Source organism: Cupriavidus lacunae (genome assembly GCF_003353055.1).
Classification (GTDB): domain Bacteria; phylum Pseudomonadota; class Gammaproteobacteria; order Burkholderiales; family Burkholderiaceae; genus Cupriavidus; species Cupriavidus lacunae.
This window is the reverse complement of sequence record NZ_QKWJ01000016.1, coordinates 58,697-77,899: the sequence shown is the minus strand read 5'-3', so window position 1 is coordinate 77,899 and position 19,203 is coordinate 58,697. Positions and strand designations below refer to the sequence as shown.

The 19,203-nt window shown below is 64.7% G+C and carries 14 protein-coding genes and 2 pseudogenes; 11 read left to right on the top strand and 5 right to left on the bottom strand.

Features of this window, described 5'->3' with window-relative positions; all coding sequences use genetic code 11:
- The first annotated feature begins 11 nt into the window (after positions 1-11).
- The gene (gene dmpG / locus DN412_RS15320; protein WP_115212399.1) at positions 12-1,049 is read left to right on the top strand and encodes a 4-hydroxy-2-oxovalerate aldolase; all 1,038 of its coding nucleotides are present in this window, start codon (positions 12-14) and stop codon (positions 1,047-1,049) included.
- On the opposite strand, the gene DN412_RS15315 is transcribed toward dmpG, so the two are convergent.
- Positions 1,044-2,009 carry a LysR family transcriptional regulator gene (locus DN412_RS15315; protein ID WP_115212398.1) on the bottom strand — a complete coding sequence of 322 codons (966 nt, stop codon included), beginning with the start codon at positions 2,007-2,009 and terminating at the stop codon, positions 1,044-1,046. The genes dmpG and DN412_RS15315 overlap by 6 nt on opposite strands.
- Positions 2,010-2,230: 221 nt before the next feature.
- On the opposite strand from DN412_RS15315, the pseudogene DN412_RS44535 reads away from it, so the two are divergent.
- The 3 genes and pseudogenes from DN412_RS44535 to DN412_RS15300 form a co-directional block, all read left to right on the top strand.
- Positions 2,231-2,407 (top strand): annotated as a pseudogene (locus tag DN412_RS44535) (M20/M25/M40 family metallo-hydrolase); the annotation flags it as partial.
- A gap of 284 nt (positions 2,408-2,691) precedes the next feature.
- Positions 2,692-3,477 (top strand): annotated as a pseudogene (locus tag DN412_RS15305) (L-serine ammonia-lyase, iron-sulfur-dependent, subunit alpha); the annotation flags it as partial.
- 52 nt (positions 3,478-3,529) lie between these two features.
- Entirely contained in the window at positions 3,530-4,051 is a 522-nt protein-coding gene (locus tag DN412_RS15300) for a flavin reductase family protein (RefSeq protein ID WP_115212396.1), read from the top strand.
- Between the two features lie 124 nt (positions 4,052-4,175).
- Here DN412_RS15300 and DN412_RS15295 read toward each other — a convergent pair whose 3' ends face one another.
- From DN412_RS15295 to DN412_RS15285, 4 genes are all read right to left on the bottom strand, one after another.
- Positions 4,176-7,625 (bottom strand): adenylate/guanylate cyclase domain-containing protein, encoded by a 3,450-nt coding sequence (locus tag DN412_RS15295; protein WP_115212395.1) that lies wholly within the window; start codon positions 7,623-7,625, stop codon positions 4,176-4,178.
- Between the two features lie 255 nt (positions 7,626-7,880).
- Positions 7,881-8,042, bottom strand: a complete 162-nt coding sequence (locus DN412_RS43415) for a hypothetical protein (RefSeq protein WP_161564005.1) — start codon at positions 8,040-8,042, stop codon at positions 7,881-7,883.
- A gap of 13 nt (positions 8,043-8,055) precedes the next feature.
- On the bottom strand, positions 8,056-9,162 hold the full coding sequence (locus DN412_RS15290) for an S-(hydroxymethyl)glutathione dehydrogenase/class III alcohol dehydrogenase (RefSeq protein ID WP_115212394.1): 1,107 nt from the start codon (positions 9,160-9,162) through the stop codon (positions 8,056-8,058).
- 187 nt (positions 9,163-9,349) lie between these two features.
- A complete protein-coding gene (locus DN412_RS15285; RefSeq protein WP_244222661.1) occupies positions 9,350-10,441 on the bottom strand; it encodes a GlxA family transcriptional regulator in 1,092 nt (363 codons plus the stop codon).
- Positions 10,442-10,778: 337 nt separating this feature from the next.
- Between DN412_RS15285 and DN412_RS15280 the strand changes: the two genes are divergently transcribed.
- The 7 genes from DN412_RS15280 (at position 10,779) to DN412_RS15250 (ending at position 19,181) form a co-directional block, all read left to right on the top strand.
- Positions 10,779-12,167: an L-serine ammonia-lyase gene (locus DN412_RS15280; protein ID WP_115212393.1), complete on the top strand. Its 1,389-nt coding sequence runs from the start codon at positions 10,779-10,781 to the stop codon at positions 12,165-12,167.
- A 16-nt stretch (positions 12,168-12,183) separates the two neighbouring features.
- Complete coding sequence (locus DN412_RS15275; protein ID WP_115212392.1) at positions 12,184-13,428, top strand: sarcosine oxidase subunit beta family protein; 1,245 nt, start codon at positions 12,184-12,186, stop codon at positions 13,426-13,428.
- A gap of 19 nt (positions 13,429-13,447) precedes the next feature.
- The gene (locus DN412_RS15270) at positions 13,448-13,780 is read left to right on the top strand and encodes a sarcosine oxidase subunit delta (protein ID WP_244222660.1); all 333 of its coding nucleotides are present in this window, start codon (positions 13,448-13,450) and stop codon (positions 13,778-13,780) included.
- Complete coding sequence (locus DN412_RS15265) at positions 13,777-16,788, top strand: sarcosine oxidase subunit alpha family protein (RefSeq protein ID WP_115212391.1); 3,012 nt, start codon at positions 13,777-13,779, stop codon at positions 16,786-16,788. The genes DN412_RS15270 and DN412_RS15265 overlap by 4 nt, the downstream gene beginning before the upstream one ends.
- Positions 16,778-17,431 carry a sarcosine oxidase subunit gamma gene (locus DN412_RS15260; RefSeq protein ID WP_244222659.1) on the top strand — a complete coding sequence of 218 codons (654 nt, stop codon included), beginning with the start codon at positions 16,778-16,780 and terminating at the stop codon, positions 17,429-17,431. Before DN412_RS15265 ends, DN412_RS15260 begins: the two co-directional genes overlap by 11 nt.
- Positions 17,428-17,874: a dihydroneopterin aldolase gene (locus tag DN412_RS15255; protein WP_115212390.1), complete on the top strand. Its 447-nt coding sequence runs from the start codon at positions 17,428-17,430 to the stop codon at positions 17,872-17,874. Before DN412_RS15260 ends, DN412_RS15255 begins: the two co-directional genes overlap by 4 nt.
- A 155-nt stretch (positions 17,875-18,029) precedes the next feature.
- Positions 18,030-19,181, top strand: coding sequence for a porin (locus DN412_RS15250; protein WP_115212389.1), 1,152 nt, complete (start codon positions 18,030-18,032; stop codon positions 19,179-19,181).
- Positions 19,182-19,203: the final 22 nt, after the last annotated feature.

The window sequence follows — 19,203 nt, the reverse complement described above, 5'->3', positions numbered from 1 at the left end:
AGGAGCCGAAAGTGAGCAAGAAAATCTACGTGTCCGATGTCACGCTGCGCGATGGCAGCCACGCAATCCGTCACCAGTACAGCGTCGAGCAGGCCCGGACCATCGCCAGGGCGCTGGACGAGGCGGGCGTCGACTCCATCGAAGTGGCGCATGGCGATGGCCTGCAAGGGTCGAGCTTCAACTACGGTTTCGGCGCGCACACGGACCTCGAATGGATCGAGGCCGTTGCCGAGGTCGTGAAGCAGGCAAGGATCGCCACACTGCTGCTGCCCGGCATCGGCACCGTCCACGACCTGAAGGAAGCCTACGCCGCCGGGGCCCGCGTGGTCCGGGTGGCCACGCACTGCACGGAGGCGGACGTCGCGAAGCAGCACATCGAGACGGCGCGCGAGTTGGGCATGGATGCCGTGGGCTTCCTGATGATGAGCCACATGACCACGCCGGCGAAGCTGGCCGAACAGGCAAAGCTGATGGAGCGCTACGGGGCGACCTGCGTCTACGTGGTCGACTCCGGCGGGGCGCTGGGGATGGAGGATGTCCGCCAACGCATCCGCGCGTTCAGGGACGTCCTGGACGCGCAGACCGAGGTCGGCATCCATGCGCACCACAATCTTTCGCTCGGCGTGGCGAACTCGATCGTGGCGGTGGAGGATGGCTGCGACCGGGTCGACGCCAGCCTGGCCGGCATGGGCGCGGGGGCGGGCAACGCCCCGCTGGAAGTCTTCATTGCCGCAGCCGACCGACTGGGCTGGCACCACGGCTGCGACCTGTTCAAGCTGATGGATGCGGCCGATGACCTCGTTCGGCCGCTGCAGGACCGGCCCGTGCGCGTCGACCGGGAAACACTGGCGCTGGGCTATGCCGGCGTCTACTCGAGTTTCCTCCGGCATTCCGAGGCCGCCGCGGCGAAGTACGGCATCAAGGCCGTCGACATCCTCGTCGAGCTCGGCAAGCGTCGCATGGTGGGCGGGCAGGAAGACATGATCGTCGACGTGGCGCTCGATCTGTTGCGCAGGCACGGGAATGCCCAGGGCACTAGCGCCTCATGACCGCGCGCCGCGACGGCGGGTGCCCGCGGAAGAGGTGCCGGCCGCCGTCGCTGCCTGCGGTGCGGCGGGCGCCTTGGCCTGCGTCAGCTTCCGGATCAGGTCGATGACCGTCCTGCTGGCGTAGGTCAGGGGCCGCTGGGTGCTGGTGGCCAGCACCAGCGTGCGCGTCAGTACGGGATCGACGATGCGGCTGACCCCGATCCGCCCGAGCTGCATGTCGACTTCCACGGCTTGCCGGGTCAGGATCGTGTAGGCGGCGCCATTGGCGACGATCTCGCGCATTGCAGTGAGCGAGTCGACCTCGATCTGGGTGTTCAGGGGCACGCCCGCCTTCTTCGCCTCGTCCAGCAGCATCATGTGAAAGCCGTCCGGCGCGCCGGGCAGTACTAGCGGCAGGGCGGCAGCATCGGCGAACCGGCAGCTCGGCTTCGCGACGTTCGGGTCGCCGGCGGGGGCGATCAGGTAGAGCTCGTCGGTGGCGAGCGGTTCGTCCGTCTTGTGGACGCGGTCGCCATACCGTGAGAACACGCCCACATCCGTGCGGCCGCTCGCCAGCGCCTCTTCGATATTGCCGGCGAATCCCTCCATCAACCGCAGGTCGATCTTCGGAAAGTCCGCACGCACCCGCTGGAACAGCGGGCCGACGATATGCTGCGTGATGGACGCCTGCAGCGCCAGCCTGACCGGCCCGCTGGGCACGTCGGCGCGGTCCCTGATATCGTTCCTGAGCTGGTCGAACTCGCCAAGCAACGATTTCACCCGCGGCATGATGGATTGCCCGAATTCCGTCAGCACCACGCCCCGCCCGGTGCGGTAGAACAGCTTGGCGCCGAATTCGCTTTCCAGCGAGGCGATGTGCTTGCTGAGGGCGGACTGGGCGATGCCCCGGGACGCGCAGACCTTGCTGAGACTGCCCGCCTCGACGATGTCGGATAACAGTTGTAGGTGCTTGATGTCCATCGCCTGTCTGCGTCAAGAGGAACGCGCTCCGCAGCGCGACAGGGCCTGTCGTCGCCGATGCCGGGGGCACAAAGCTGCGCTGGCGAGATTGTAGCGAAATTCACATGCAGGGACAGGCGTGGTTCTCCGGCAGCGTTCACGCAGCCACGTTGGCTTTGCGCAGTCCCGCGACATCGGCCTCGTCATAGCCGAGGCCACGCAGGATTTCGTCGGTGTGTTCGCCCGGCAAGGTCGTGGCGCTGCGCGCCGACATGGACGCGCTCCCGGTGAAGGAAGCGACCGGCCTGTCGTTTGCCTCCAGGGTGCTCGCGAAGAATATGGGCAAGGATAGTCCGGTGATGCATGCCTGCGGACACGACGCGCATACCGCAATGCTAATGGGTGTGGCCGAAGTACTGGAAGAGCATCTCCGGGGTCTGGACAGCAAGTGCTTAACACTTCCTACTGAGAAGAGCTGCCAGAGTCCCGCATTGGCGAGAATGTCCTAATGTGACGACGCACATGTTCTATCTCCAAATCTGCAAGATTTGATGTACTAGTGACATGCCCTAGGGCGGATGGCGCTCCGTTTGGAGCGATCGGAACTGGTACAGCAGGGATGGTCGAGGACAGTATGTCCGTCAGCACATTTGATATCTTCAAAGTTGGAATCTGGTCCTCTGGTTCGGTCGACGAGCACCCGATTCCTTACCCCTTTCGGAGCGGCGAGGAACTATTGCGGATGTGCAAGGAGTCAGGTCGCACCATTGCCGACCTGGTGCTCGAGAATGAGAAATGCTGGCGAAGCACCTATGACGTTCGCGCCGGGCTACTGGCAATTGCCGGTGCCATGGACGCTTCCATCGCGCGAGCCTGCTCAATCGGTGGCGAATTGCACGGTCCGATTCGGGTGCGGCGCCGTGCTGCCGAGCAGTATCAGCAGCTATCTAAGCGCGGTGAGGGGTCTCTACGTGACCCGTTGTTGATGCGCGACTGGGTCAACCTATACGCGATGGCGGTCAACGAGGAAAATGCCGCGCGCGGCCGAATAGTGACCGCTCCGACAAATGGCGCTGCGGGCGTAATTCCGGCTGTGCTGCGGTACTACCGTAAGTTCGTACCCGGAGCTAATGAGGATGGTGTGGTGGATTTCCTATTAACCGCTACGGCCATATGCATTATTTATGGGGGCGACGTGTCGCCATGTGGCGCCGAAGGCGGGGTGGCATGCTCTATGGCTGCTGCGGGTCTTGCTGCGGTGCTTGGCGGTAGCAACGAACAGATCGAGAACGCAGTGGAGATCGCATTAGCGCACAACCTTGACATAACCTGCGACCCGGTGGAGGGGTTTGCGCAGCATCCCTGTATTGAACGCAATTCCATGGGGGCCATCAAGGCCATTAACGCTGCACGAATGGCTCTACGTAGGTCCGCAACCAGCAAAATTCGGCATCGAAACTGGATATCGTGCGGTGTCGGCACGGATTAAGGCCGGCGAATCTTGCGCTCTCGGGCCTCAGTGCACCCTGAAAGGAAACGTTATGCAACAGATCGATGGCCTGGCTCTGCGGAAGGTGTTGGGTGCTTTCCCCACAGGGGTGACTGTGATGACCACGTTGGACGCCACCGGAAGGGCGTTCGGAATGACCGTCAATTCGTTCAGTTCTGTCTCATTGAATCCACCCTTGATCCTATGGAGCCAATCTCTTTCATCAAGGAGTTACACCGCGTTTCGGGATGCCGAGCGGTTCGTAGTAAATATCCTCTCAGAGCATCAAATTCGGATATCCAAACAGTTTTCGACTGCCAGCGACGACAAATTTCGCAATATAACATTTCGATCTGGTTTAGGAGGCGTTCCCATCATTAGTTCATGCGCTGCAAACCTGGAATGCGTGAAGGTTTCCGCCCATCCTGAAGGCGATCATGTCGTTTATATCGGACGAGTTATCCGCCTGGAACGGTCCGAGCACAGGCCGCTCGTCTTCGGGGATGGACGCTACCTTGTAGCACGAGCCCATGAGCACGATGAACTGAGTGCAGTTCTCCCTTTGGAAAGCTAAGGATGGTGTTCTACAGCGTGTCAATTCTGCTTCAATCGCCTCCGGATTCGCGAAAAGACAGAGCGGCATTGGATTTGAAAATCGGTCACGCCCCCAAACGCGAGCTATCCCGCGGGCGATGGGTTCACTGTTCCCCGAGTTTGACGAGCAACGCGCGGGCCTCCCGCAAGTCCACTGTGTCGAACCCTTCGCTGAACCAGCCGTAGGTCTCGTACAGCAAGGAGCGGGCCTCGGCATACCGGCCCTGCTGCTGCCACAGGCGGCTCAGCGCTACTACCGCGCGGAGCTGCGGCGATCGGGCATCCTGCCTGCTAGCGATCGCGATCGCCCGCTGGAAGCAGGCTTCGGCTTCACGGGCGTCCTCGTTCGCTTCGCCCACTCGCCCCGCTTCCAGCAGCGTCAGTTCTCCCTTGATCCGATGCAACTCTGCTTCGTGCACCCGCTCTTCGGTTCGCTCCACTGTAGCCAGCGCCTCGGCCACTGCCGCAAGCCCTGCCTCAACTTGCCCCGCTCTGGCACAGGTTTCGGCCAGCAGCGCCAGGAAATGGGTTCGCAGAAGTTCGGCCCCGGTTGCGCGGTATGCGCTTAGGCCTTTTTGAATGAGATCTATCCCTTCCTCCACGTGTCCATTTGCAGCCAGTGCACTGCCCGACAGGATGGTTCCGCAAGCCAACCCGTACGGCAGGCCGTAATCGGTTGCGAGAGCGATGAGTGCCTGTGCGAGATCCTGTGCCGGCTGCACTTCGCCGCGCAGCAGCCGGACCTCGGCGGCGGCCAACAGGGCATCGGCCGAGTCCGAAGGATGGGCAGGGGTTTGGGTCAAGGCGAGCGCTTCCTGGCTACGCGCCCAGGCTTGATCCGGATAGCCGAGCAACCACAGGTCCATGGCAATCAGCGCCAGCCCCTGTACGCCGGGTTCCAATCCATAAATGAAGCCATGCGACCGGTGCTGCCTTGGATCATAGAGAGCCATGGCCTGCTCCAGCTGTGCACGGGCGGGAGCCAGTTCGCCGAGATAGGACAAATTGGCGCCTAACGCCCGATGCGCCTGGACCAGCAACGCAGGGTCCTGCGCCTCTTTGGCCAGCGCAAGCAGTTGCCCCGCCAGCTCGCGCGCGGTCCGGAGTTCGGCATGGACCGTGTAATAGGTGCGCAGTCCGAGCAGGGCAGGGAACACCTGGACCGTCTCCCCGAGCTGCCGACACAGCGCGAGCGCCCGCGAGTAGGTTGCCTCCACTTCCGGGGCAGCGAAGCCCTTGTTGGCCATCCAGGCCGGGCCGAGGGTGAGCTGGACTGCGAGTTCTTCCCGCGCGCGCTCGGGCGCATCGGGTAGCGTTGCGAGCAAGGCCAGGGCCATGGTGAGGTGCGTGACCGCCTCGGCGTCGGCCGAGCGATGCACGGCCTGGCGCCCGGCGCGGTGCAGGTATTCCACCGCCTTCTGCGTGTTGCCGCTGCGGCTGAAGTGATAGGCCAGCTCGCTGCAGTGCTCCTCAAGCTGGGCGCTGAACAGCGCTTCGATTGCCTGGGCGGTGCGCTCATGCAGCGCGCGACGCCGCTCGCTCAGCAGGGAGCCGTAGGTCACCTCTTGGGTCAGTGCATGCTTGAAGCTGTACTGCACCTCCGGAAACGCCGGCTGCTCGTAGATGAATTCCCCGGCCTGCAGCCGCGCCAGCAGGCTCTTGGTTGTGTCCTCGGGCTGCTCGACGACGCGCGCGAGCAGGCTCCAGGGAAATACCTTGCCGATCACCGCCAGCGTCTGCAGCATCGCTTTCTCGGCTGGCTGGAGGCGGTCGATGCGGGCGGCGAGCACCCCTTGCACGGTGGCCGGGATGTGCAGCTTGGCGGGGACCTGCTCGAGACGGTAATGCCCGCGCTCGCCGCGCAGCACCTGGCCCTCGACCAGATCCTGCACCACTTCCTCGATGAAGAAGGGATTGCCTTCGGTCTGCGCCAGGATCAGGTGCTCGAGCGGAGCCAGGCCGGCGGCATCGCCCAGCAGGGCGCGCAGCAGGTCCCGGGCTTCGGCTTCGCCCAGCGGATCCAGGCGTAGCTGGGTGTAGTAGCTCTTGCGGCTCCAGTCGTGCCGGTACTCGGGCCGGAAATTGACCAGCAGCAGGATGCGGGCGCTGGCCACGCTCTCGCCCAGGAAGCCAAGAAAGGCCTCGGTTTCGCTGTCAAGCCACTGTAGATCTTCGATGATCAGCTCCAGTGGCTGGGTCAGGCTTTCGCGCACGAGCAGCCGCTTGATTGCCTCGAAGGTGCGCTGCTGGCGGATCTGGGTGTCCATCTGCACCAACGCCGAGCCCGGCTCGATGGCCCCCAGCAGGTGGAAAAGATACGGCAGGCTTTCTTCGAGCGCGCGGTCCAGCGTCAGGAGCTTGCCAGTGAGCTTCTCGCGCCGCCTGCGCTCGTCATCTTGCGCCGTGATCTGACAGTAGTTCCGCAGCAGCTCGATCAGTGGCAGATAGGGGTAGGCCTTGCCGTGCGAAACCGAGAAGGTTTCGAGCACCAGGCAATCGCGCGGCGCGAGCAGCTTGAACTCGTGGCAAAGCCGTGACTTGCCGACCCCTGGCTCGCCGACCACGCCGACAATCTGCCCATGTCCGGCCCGTGCCCGTGCCCGCGCTTCTTGCAGCTGTTCGAGTTCCCGGGTGCGCCCGACAAAGCGCGCCAGCCCGCGGCTGGCCGACACCTGCAGCCGGGTGCGCAGCGGGCCGAGGCCGAGGACTTCGAAGACTGCGAGCGGCTCGGGCAGCCCCTTGATTGGCGTCGCGCCGAGGGCCTTGAACGCGAAATAGCCTTCAGTCAGGTTGCGGGTGTGTTCGCTTGCGACAATCGAGCCGGGCACTGCGATGCTCTCCATGCGCGAAGCAATATGGATCGAATTGCCCACTGGGTCGTAGTCGGTGTGCAAATCCTTGATGCGGATCGTGCGCACCACCACTTCGCCGGAGTTGATGCCGACACGGATCTGCAGCGCGATGCCCTGGCCGAGGCGTACGCCGTCGGCGTAATGGCGCATGGCTTCCTGCATGCGCAGCGCCGCCAGCAAGGCCCGCTGCGGATGGTCTTCGTTCGCGATTGGCGCACCGAATAGCGCCAGGATGCCATCGCCCATCGACTTGGCCACAAATCCCTCATAGTGATGCACGGCCTCCATCATCAACGCCAGCACGGGGTCGATCAGGCGGCGGGCGTCTTCGGGATCGAGGTCATGGATCAGCGCGGTCGAGCCGGCCATGTCCGCGAACAGCGCGGTGACCATCTTGCGCTCGCCGTCCGCCAGGCCGCGGGCTTCCATCTCTGCCTGCGCGGCCAGGATGCGCTCGGCCAGATAGGGAGGGGTGTAGTCGATGGGGGTGCTGGACGCAGTTGCCGTGGCACGGGGGGCCCCGCTTGAGGCAGCGGGGGCGCTTACGGGAGCGCCCAGCGGTGCGCCGCATTCGCTGCAAAACTTGGCGCTCGCAGCCGCCTCTTGCCCGCAGCCCGGGCAGACGCGCACCTGCTTGGCGCCACATTCCTCACAGAATTTGGCGCCTGCCGGATTCTCGAACCCGCACCTTGCGCAGCGCATGGGGCTTGTCCCCCTGATGGGGCCAGCGACAGTCAACGATTAGATCTTATCAAGGCGGGCAGGGCCCGTCGAACGAGATGCGGTGCGCTTGCGCGTGGCCCTGGCTCCCGCTCGGAGCGTACTCAATTCTTCCGGCTGCCCGGGCGTTGCGGGACCCCCACCCGGCGGTTGTCAGGCCAAACAGCACACTGAAGTGATGTCCTATGTTCTCCGACCCGGCTCGTGTCGAGATCAGTGCATAGTTCACCACGTGGGTCAGGACCGGCAACCAGGAGGGGGCGGCGCGCGACCCGTCATTGGCTGGTTCCACGGCGCTTCGGTGGCATCGACGTAGAAGCCCGCGCCCACGCCAAAATCCCAGGCATCGGCCTCGCCCGGCAGGCCACCGTGGCAGCCGTGTTCGGACAGCAGTTCCATGTCGGCGCCGTCCTTAGTACAGCACGACCGAGCGGATCGACTCGCCGCGCTTCATCAGATCGAAGCCCTCGTTGATGCGCTCCAGCGGCAGCGTATGCGTGATCAGGTCGTCGATATTGAGCTTGCCTTCCATGTACCAGTCGACGATCTTCGGCACGTCAGTGCGGCCGCGCGCGCCGCCGAAGGCCGAACCTTTCCATTCGCGCCCCGTCACCAGCTGGAACGGGCGCGTCGAGATCTCCGCGCCGGCCTCGGCCACGCCGATGATGATCGACTTGCCCCAGCCCTTGTGGCAGCACTCCAGCGCCTGGCGCATGACCTGCGTGTTGCCGATGCATTCGAACGAGTAGTCGGCGCCGCCATCGGTCAGCTGGATGATGTGGTCGACAACGTTCTCGACATCCTTCGGGTTGATGAAATGCGTCATGCCGAACTGGCGTGCCATGGCTTCACGGCCCGGGTTCAGGTCCACGCCGATGATCTTGTCGGCACCGACCATCTTGGCCGCCTGGATCACGTTCAGACCGATGCCGCCCAGGCCGAACACCACCACGTTGGCGCCGGCTTCCACCTTGGCGGTGAACAGCACCGCGCCCACGCCGGTGGTGACGCCGCAGCCGATGTAGCAGACCTTGTCGAACGGTGCATCCGGGCGGATCTTTGCCAGCGCGATCTCCGGCACCACGATGTGGTTGGCAAAGGTCGAGGTGCCCATGTAGTGGAAGATCGGCTTGCCGTCGATCGAGAAGCGCGAGGTGCCGTCCGGCATCAGGCCCTTGCCCTGCGTGGCGCGGATCGCCTGGCACAGGTTGGTCTTGCGCGACAGGCAGAACTTGCACTGGCGGCATTCCGGCGTGTACAGGGGGATCACGTGGTCACCCGGCTTGAGCGAGGTCACGCCCGGGCCCACGTCGGTGACGATGCCCGCGCCCTCGTGGCCCAGGATTGCGGGGAAGATGCCTTCCGGATCGGCGCCGGACAGCGTGTAGTAGTCGGTGTGGCAGATGCCGGTGGCCTTGATTTCCACCAGCACTTCACCGGCACGGGGGCCCTCCATGTCCACGTCTTCGATCGTTAGCGGTTTTCCCGCACCCCAGGCAACTGCTGCGTGTGTTTTCATGGATCTCTCCTATCGATATAAGCTCATGGCGCCAAACTATAGCTGGACCGACGATTGTGATGGCCCCGGTGGGCGTGCACTTGTCCGAAGACTGACGCATGCTGGCCGACGGCCGTAATAGCGAGCAGGGGCACTGGAACGCCGAGCGGCGTAATTTCATCATCATGAAACTCCATGATGCGCAAGTTCAACACTCGCTTTCGCTTTCGTTTTCGGTGAGCGCCGAGATCTCGCCGGCATCGACATCGGTCGGCGCCCACTCGGCCGGATGTATACCCTGGTCGCGGTAGGCTGCAGGCGGTACGCCGAACTGTTTGCGAAAGTCACGGCCGAGGTGTGATGCGTCGGCAAAGCCGCAGCTCAACGCGATGTCGACGACTGTGCGGTCCGAGCTGGTCAACAACCACGCAGCGGTCCGTAGCCGCACATGCTTGGCGAATGCCTGCGGACTCTTGCCGGTCTCCGCCTTGAACAGGCGCTCGAGCTGGCGTGGCGACAGGTCGAGCTTGCAGGCGAGCGCTTCAAGCGGGAGCGCCCGGCCGACGTGCTGCTCCATCAGCAGAATCGCGCGCTTGACCTTTGGGTGCGTCGCGGGCTCGAGGCCGGGCGGATGCGGCTGCGGTGCATTGCCTTTTTGCATCTCGCCGACGAGCAGGATCCGTAGCGCCTTCTGCACGGTGGCATGATCGAAGTGGCGCAGCAGGATGGCGGCGGCGACGTCGATCGATGCGCGCCCGCCCGAGCAGGTGATGCGCCGGCGGTCGATCACGAACAGCCGGTCGGCAATCAGCAGGTCCGCATCCACCGACGGGAAGCGCTCTATAAAATCCCAGTAGTGGAACCAGCTGACGCAGGCGCGGTGCCCCTCGAGCACGCCCGCGCGCATCAGCGCAAAAACGCCGGTGCAGATGCCCACGATCGTCGCGCCGCCGCCCGCCGCGCGACGGATGAAGTCAAGCGTCTCAGGTCCGGCCTGTGGTCCCGAGTGCAGTAGCCCGCCGACCACGACCACATAGTCGAATGGCTCCGCGTCGTCGAAGGTCTCCCACGGCGCGACCTGGATCCCGCAACTCGCGCGTACGGGCGCGAGTGTGTTTCCGATCACGCTCCAGACGCAGCGCACCGGCTTGCTGTAGTCGCCATCGTCCGCCGACAGCCGCAGCATGTCGACGAAACCCGAAAACGCGGTCAGCGTGAAGTTCGGCAGCAGCACGATGCCGAAGCGGACGCGCCGTGGCGCCGGCTCGGCGACAGGGGAAATGGGAACGTCGGTTGTCATGGATGCATCCATCTTGACAGGCTCGCGCAAGCGGGCGGATCTGGGTTGCTGGCGGCGGCGTATCGGTAGCGAACGCCGGTGATGCGTACGGCATCCATGCAGCCCTCGCCGCCTACCTGAACGACGCGGCTCCGTCACAGCCAGCGTCGCCGATCCGCATGCCGCGGACTTGTATTTTTCCGACGCGAATCATCGCCAAAGCGAACTTCCGGCCTGTTTGGACCCGCGCCTGGCGCCGGCGTCCCACGTTGATGCCGCTTTTGTTCTATCGGCAAATTCCACGCTTTGATGTACTGACATCCAACGACACCTACCAGGCAATAGGGGAGGCAGCCAGATGAATGTCAGCGTTTTCGACCTGTTCAAAATCGGCATCGGTCCATCGAGTTCGCACACGGTCGGCCCGATGATCGCCGCATGCCGCTTCGTATCGCACCTTGAGGATGCGAACCTGCTCGGTTTCGTGCGCCGCGTGCGGGCGGAACTGTACGGTTCGCTCGGCGCAACCGGCAAGGGCCACGGCACCGACAAAGCGGTGCTCCTTGGCCTTGAGGGGCGCTTGCCAGACCGGATCGACCCGGACGTTATTGAACCGCGCCTCGCGCAGATCCGCAAGGACAAGCGCTTGTTGCTACTTGGCAAGCATGAGATCGGCTTCGACGAAAAGGAGCACATCGGCTTCTTTCGCCGTCTGATGGGCAGCGCAGGCAGCGTCGTGCATTCGAACGGCATGCGCTTCCAGGCGTTCGACGAGCAGGGGCAGTTGCTTGTGGAAAAGGAGTATTACTCGATCGGCGGTGGGTTCGTGGTCAATCGCGATGGTGATCGCGTGAATGGTGCGCGAGCGGCGGCCGACGTGCCGTATCCCTTCCTCACCGGCGCCGACCTGATCCAGGCGTGCCGCGACAGCGGGCTGTCGATCGCCGAACTGATCTTTCGCAATGAATGTGCCTTGCGCCCGGCCGATTCCGTGCGCGCCGGGCTGCTGGCGATCTGGCAGACGATGGCTGCCTGCGTCGAGCGTGGCTGCAAGGTCGAGGGGGAGCTGCCCGGCCCGATGCGCGTGAAACGCCGCGCGGCCGAGCTCTACAACCGGTTGCGCGCGCGTTCCGAGGAATCGCTGCGCGATCCGCTGTCGATGCTTGACTGGGTCAACCTGTACGCGATGGCCGTCAACGAAGAGAACGCGGCGGGCGGCCGCGTCGTCACCGCACCGACCAACGGTGCGGCCGGCGTGATCCCTGCGGTGCTCCATTACTACGTGAAGTTCGTGCCGGGCTCGAATGACGACGGCATTGTCGAGTTCCTGCTGACCGCAGCGGCGATCGGGATGATCTACAAGGAGACGGCGTCGATCTCGGGCGCCGAGGTCGGTTGCCAGGGCGAGGTCGGCGTTGCGTGCTCTATGGCCGCGGCCGCGCTCGCTGCGGTGATGGGCGGCACGCCAGACCAGGTTGAGAATGCCGCCGAAATCGGCATGGAGCACAACCTCGGGATGACCTGCGATCCGGTCGGTGGGCTGGTGCAGATCCCATGTATCGAGCGCAACGCGATGGGAGCGATCAAGGCGCTCAACGCATCGCGCATGGCGCTGAAGGGCGACGGCCAGCACTATGTGTCGCTCGATTCGGTGATCAAGACGATGCGGGAGACCGGCGCCGACATGAAGACGAAATACAAGGAGACGTCGCGCGGCGGCCTGGCCGTGAACGTCATTGAATGCTAAGGAAGGGGTCCACGAAATGAGCCGCTATTCGATATTCAGTCTGTTCCGCAACGGCCTGTCTTATCACGAGAACTGGGAAAAGCAATGGAAGAGCCCGGAGCCCAAGCGCGAGTATGACGTGGTGATCGTCGGTGGCGGCGGGCATGGTCTCGCGACTGCGTACTACCTCGCGAAGGAGCACGGGATCACCAATGTCGCCGTGCTCGAGAAGGGCTGGATCGGCGGTGGCAACACCGCGCGCAACACGACGATCGTCCGCTCGAACTATCTGTGGGACGAATCCGCGGCGCTTTACGAAAAGGCGATGAAGCTGTGGGAAGGGCTGTCGCAGGACCTGAACTACAACGTGATGTTCAGCCAGCGCGGCGTGATGAACCTGGCGCACACGCTGCAGGATGTGCGCGACACCGAGCGCCGGGTGAACGCGAACCGCCTGAACGGCGTCGACGCGGAGTTCCTGACGCCGCAGCAGATCAAGGAGATCGAACCGACGATCAACCTGAACAGCCGCTACCCCGTGCTTGGCGCCTCGATCCAGCGCCGCGCCGGCGTCGCCCGGCACGACGCGGTCGCGTGGGGCTTCGCGCGGGGTGCCGATCGGGCCGGTGTCGACATCATCCAGAACTGCCAGGTGACCGGCATCCGGCGCGATCACGGCGCGGTCGTCGGTGTCGACACGGTGAAGGGCTTCATCAAGGCGAAGAAGGTCGCGGTGGTCGCGGCCGGCAACACGACCACGCTCGCCGACATGGCGGGCGTGCGCCTGCCGATCGAGAGCCATCCGCTGCAGGCGCTGGTGTCGGAGCCGATCAAGCCGGTCGTCAACTCGGTGATTATGTCGAACGCGGTGCACGCGTACATCAGCCAGTCCGACAAGGGCGACCTTGTGATCGGCGCGGGCATCGACCAGTACACCGGCTTCGGCCAGCGCGGCAGCTTCCAGGTCATCGAAGGGACGCTGCAGGCGATCGTCGAGATGTTCCCGGTGTTCTCGCGCGTGCGCATGAACCGCCAGTGGGGCGGCATCGTCGATGTGTCGCCGGATGCCTGCCCGATCATCAGCAAGACCGACGTGAAGGGCCTTTACTTCAACTGCGGCTGGGGCACGGGCGGCTTCAAGGCGACGCCGGGCTCGGGCTGGGTGTTCGCGCACACCATCGCGCGCGACCAGCCGCATCCGCTGAACGCACCGTTTGCGCTCGACCGCTTCTATACCGGCCACCTGATCGATGAGCACGGCGCCGCCGCCGTCGCGCACTGAACGCCACCAGGAGAAAGAAATGCTGCTGATCGAATGTCCATGGTGCGGCCCGCGCGCCGAATCCGAATTCTCATGCGGCGGCGAGGCCGACATCGCACGCCCGCTCGAGACCGAGAAGCTGTCTGACCGCGAATGGGGGGACTACCTGTTCATGCGCACCAATACCCGGGGCGAGCATCGCGAGCAATGGATCCACGCCCAGGGCTGCCGCCGCTGGTTCAAGATCGAGCGCGATACGGTCACCTATGACATCAAGGGCTACGAGACCTTCGGCGAGCCTGGCGCAAACGCACCGCTTCAAGCGCCGCAAGGCACACCGCAAGCAGCACCGCAAGTAAGGGGCAAGAAATGAGTCAGAAAGACCGTCTCGGCACCGGTGGCCGCATCAATCGCGCGGTTCCGCTGACCTTCACGTTCAACGGACGCACGTATCAGGGGTTCCAGGGCGACACGCTCGCGTCGGCGCTGCTCGCCAACGGCGTGCGCTTTGTCGCGCGCAGCTTCAAGTATCACCGTCCGCGTGGCATCGTGACGGCGGACGTCGCGGAGCCGAATGCCGTGGTGCAGCTCGAACGCGGCGCGTATACGGTGCCGAACGCGCGCGCGACGGAAGTCGAGCTGTATCACGGACTGGTCGCGACGAGCGTGAATGCGGAGCCCGATCTCGAACGTGATCGCATGGCGATCAACCAGAAGTTCGCACGCTTTATGCCCGCGGGCTTCTACTACAAGACCTTCATGTGGCCGCGCAAGATGTGGCCGAAGTACGAAGAGAAGATCCGCCATGCGGCCGGTCTTGGCAAGGCCCCCGACGTGCGCGACGCCGATCGCTACGACAAGTGCTACGCGCACTGCGACGTGCTGGTGGTTGGCGGCGGCCCGACGGGCCTCGCGGCAGCGCATGCGGCGGCAGTATCCGGTGCGCGCGTGATCCTGGTCGACGATCAGTGCGAGCTTGGCGGCAGCCTGCTTTCCGGTCGCGCCGAGATCAACGGCAAGCCCGCGCTGCAGTGGGCCGAGCAGATCGAGGCTGAACTGCGCAAGATGCCGGAGGTGACGATCCTGTCGCGCAGCACCGCGTTCGGCTATCAGGACCACAATCTCGTGACCGTCACGCAGCGCCTCACCGACCACCTGCCGGCAGCGAAGCGCCAGGGCACGCGCGAGCTGCTGTGGAAGATCCGTGCAAGGCGGGTGATTCTGGCCACCGGCGCGCACGAGCGTCCGCTTGTGTTCGGCAACAACGACCTGCCGGGCGTGATGATCGCGTCGGCGGTGTCGACCTACATCCATCGCTACGGCGTGCTGCCGGGACGCGACGCGGTCGTGTTCACCAACAACGATCGCGGCTACCAGGCGGCGCTCGACCTGAAGGCGTGCGGCGCGAAGGTGACGATCGTCGATGCGCGCGCATCGACCAATGGCGCGCTGCCGGCCGCCGCGAAGCGGCAGGGCCTGACCGTCCTGAATGGCGCAGTGGTGACGGCTGCATCCGGCAAGCGGCACGTCTCGTCAGTCGACGTGGCGGCTTATGCAAACGGCAAGACCGGGCGCAAGGTGTCGACGATCCCGTGCGATCTGGTCGCGATGTCGGGCGGCCTCAGCCCGGTCCTTCACCTGTTCGCGCAATCGGGCGGCAAGGCGCGGTGGAACGATGAGAAGGTGTGCTTCGTGCCGGGCAAGTCGATGCAGGCCGAGGCGAGCGTTGGCGCGGCGGCGGGCGAGTTCAGCCTGGCGCAGGCGCTGCCGCTCGCGATCGAAGCGGGGGCCGCCGCTGCCAAGGCTGCTGGCATCAGTAACGCCAAGCGCCCCGCCGCGCCAAAGGTGGCAGCCGTCGCCGAAGGCGCACTGCTGCCGCTGTGGCTCGTCGGCAGCCAGGAGGCCGCCGCGCGCGGGCCGAAGCAGTTCGTCGACTTCCAGAACGACGTGGCCGCGTCAGACATCCTGCTCGCCGCGCGCGAAGGCTTCGAATCGGTCGAACACGTGAAGCGCTACACCGCGATGGGTTTCGGCACAGACCAGGGCAAGCTCGGCAACATCAACGGCATGGGGATCCTGGCGCAGGCGCTCGGCAAGTCGATTCCCGACACCGGCACGACGACGTTCCGCCCCAACTACACGCCGGTCACGTTCGGCACGTTGGCGGGGCGCGAGCTCGGCGACTTCCTCGACCCGGTGCGCAAGACCTGCATCCATGAATGGCACGTCGAGCATGGCGCGCTGTTCGAGGACGTCGGCAACTGGAAGCGTCCGTGGTACTTCCCGAAGAAGGGCGAAGACCTGCATGCGGCGGTGAAGCGCGAATGCCTCGCGGTGCGCAACAGCGTCGGCATCCTCGATGCATCGACGCTCGGCAAAATCAACATCCAGGGCCCGGACGCGGTGGCGCTGCTGAACTGGATGTACACCAACCCGTGGAACAAGCTCGAAGTCGGCAAGTGCCGCTATGGCCTGATGCTCGACGAGAACGGCATGGTGTTCGACGACGGCGTCACGGTGCGGCTCGGCGAGCAGCATTTCATGATGACGACGACGACGGGCGGCGCCGCGCGTGTGCTGACCTGGCTCGAGCGCTGGCTGCAGACCGAGTGGCCGGACATGAAGGTGCGGCTCGGGTCGGTGACCGATCACTGGGCAACCTTCGCGGTGGTCGGCCCGAAGAGCCGCAAGGTACTGCGCAAGGTCTGCGATGACATCGACTTCGGCAACGAGGCCTTCCCGTTCATGAGCTATCGGAACGGCACCGTCGCCGGCGCGAAGGCGCGCGTGATGCGGATCAGCTTCTCGGGCGAGCTGGCGTACGAAGTGAACGTGCCCGCGAACGCCGGCCGCGCGGTGTGGGAAGCGCTGATGGCCGCGGGGGCCGAGTTCGACATCACGCCGTACGGCACGGAAACGATGCACGTGCTGCGAGCGGAGAAGGGCTACATCATCGTCGGCCAGGACACGGACGGTTCGATCACGCCGTACGATCTCGGCATGGGCGGAGTCGTGGCGAAGTCGAAGGACTTCCTCGGCAAGCGCTCGCTGACGCGTTCGGATACCGCGAAGGAAGGCCGCAAGCAGTTCGTCGGCCTGCTGACCGACGACGCGCAGTTCGTGCTGCCGGAGGGCGCGCAGATCATCGCGCCGGACACGCAGGTGTCGACGACCGACCCGACGCCGATGCTCGGCCACGTGACGTCGAGCTATTACAGCCCGATCCTGAAGCGCTCGATCGCGCTGGCCGTGGTGAAGGGCGGCCTGAACAAGATGGGCGAGAGCGTGGCGATTCCGCTGGCAAACGGCCGGCGCGTGACCGCGAAAATCTCGAGCCCGGTTTTCTATGATACGGAAGGGGTGCGCCAGAATGTGGAATGAATCGAATATCGCTACGCCGGCGGCAGACGTGCCGGCGTCTGACGCGCGCAGGCGCGGCGTGCGGCTTGAGTCGCCGTTCATCGGCGCGGCCGATCTGCTGAACGCGCACCAGGCGCATGCGTCGAAACACTTCGTGATGCGCGAGCGCGCCTTTCTTGATCTCGTCAACGTGCGCGGTGATCTCTCGGACCCTGCGTTCGTCGACGCGTTCGAGGGCGTGGTCGGCTGTTGTCCGCCGGCCGCACCGAACACGGTCGCGCGCGGCGCCGCCTATGACGTGCTGTGGCTCGGCCCCGACGAGTGGCTGGTGCGCTCGAACGAACCGGTGCCGGCGGGCGTGCTCGAGCCCAAGCTCGCCCAGGCGATCGCCGGCGCGTACGCGGCGGCGGTCGACGTCGGCAGCGGCTACACGGTCGTCGAGATCAGCGGCGGGCGCGTACGCGACGTACTGGCGCGCGGCTGCCCGCTCGACCTGCATCCGCGCGTGTTCAAGCCGGGCCAGTGCGCGCAGAGCCACTACTTCAAGGCGTCGATCGTGCTGGTGCCGACCGGCGTCGACCGCTTCGAGGTCGTCCTGCGCCGCAGCTTCGCCGATTATTTCTGCCGCATCATGCTCGACGCCGCGGCGCCGTTGACATCATGAAGCCGGTCGACAACGCGTTCAGCGCACCACTCGCCGGGCTCGATGGGCCACTGCTGCCGGGCCGGGGCTGGAGTGTGTTTATCGATGCGTTAGCGGTGCCGGTGCGGATCGGCATCCATCCGCACGAGCACGAAGCACCGCAGCCGATCGTGATCGACGCGCGTCTGGGCTATCGCCACCAGCCGAGCGAGGACGGCGAGTGGATCGACTACGACGGCTATTGTGCGCGCCTCGCCGCGTTTCTTGCGCACAAGCCGCATACGCGCCTGCTCGAGACCCTGGTGGCCGAAATCGCCGAGCTGTCGTTTCGCGAATGGCCGGCGCTCGACACGTTGACGCTTGCCGTGCACAAGCCGAAGATCCGGCCCGGCACGCAACGCGTCGGCGTCGCGCTCGAGTGGACACGCGCCGATTACCGCAGGCGCAGCGGGCAGGCGGGCTGAGCGTTGCCCGGGCCATGTCGGCGCCGTGCAAACGCGTGTCGGTATTGGACATAGGTTTTCCGGGCTCCCCGACTACTCTCATAGACGCTGCCGCGCATGCCGCACCGATCGGCGTGTCGGCAGCGTGAGTCATGTTTATACGAGGAGAAAATCCAATGAAAAAGGGAGCGACTGCGGGCCCGGTCATGGCGCTGATGTTTTCCGCGTCTGCCTTTGCCCAAAGCGGCGTCACGCTGTACGGCGTGATCGACGAAGGCATTAACTACACGAATAACGTCGGCGGACACAGCCTGACCGAGATGGCAAGCGGCTTTGCGCAAGGCAGCCGTTGGGGTCTGAAGGGGACGGAAGACCTTGGCAGCGGCGTCAAGGCGCTGTTCCAGCTCGAGAGCGGCTTCAATGCGAGCAACGGCAGGTCGGCGCAGGGCGGATTGCTGTTCGGCCGGCAAGCCTACGTCGGGCTTGGTGATGATCGCCTGGGGACCGTCACGCTGGGGCGCCAGTATGACTCGGTGATCGACTACCTGGCGCCGACGACCGTTGCCGGGAATTGGGGGGGCACCATGTTCGGGCACCCCTACGACAACGACAACCTGATCTACTCGTTCCGCGCCAACAATACCGTCAAGTACACAAGTCCCACCCTTGGCGGGTTCCAGTTCGGCGGCGCCTACAGCTTCAGCAACGACACCAACTTTGCCAACAACCGCCAGTACAGCGCGGGGATGCAGTACGCGAGCGGCGGCCTGTTGCTGGCGGCGGCCTACCTGCAGGCGGACAACCCGTCGGCCACGTCAGGGGGCGCCATCAATAACGGCGGCGACCAGAACTTCCTTGCCAAGCGTTTGCGCATATTCGGTGCCGGCATCAACTACACGTTCGGTGCGGCGACGGCCGGCTTCGCCTACTCCAATTCGAATCTGACCGCGCCGCTGTCCACCTCGTACATCTCCGGTTCGATCCTGCCGGCCGGCGGTACCCTGGACTCGCTCCGGTTCCAGAACCTGGAAGTGAATTTCAAGTACCAGTTCACGCCCGCTTTCTACGCCGGTGCACTGTATACGCTCACGCTGGAGAACTTCCGCGCGTCCTCCGGCGACGCGAAACCGAAGGTTCATTCCTTCGGCCTGATGGCGGATTACAACTTCTCGAAGCGCACGGACGTCTATCTCCAGGCCGCCTACCAGCGCGTCGCCGGCGACAAGACCGGCACCGCACTGGACCTGGCTGACTTGCCCGGGGCGGCGAACGCCTCATCGACGGCGAGGCAGTTCCAGGTCCGTGCCGCGATTCGTCACAAGTTCTGAGTCCAATCCATTGCGGTGGCCG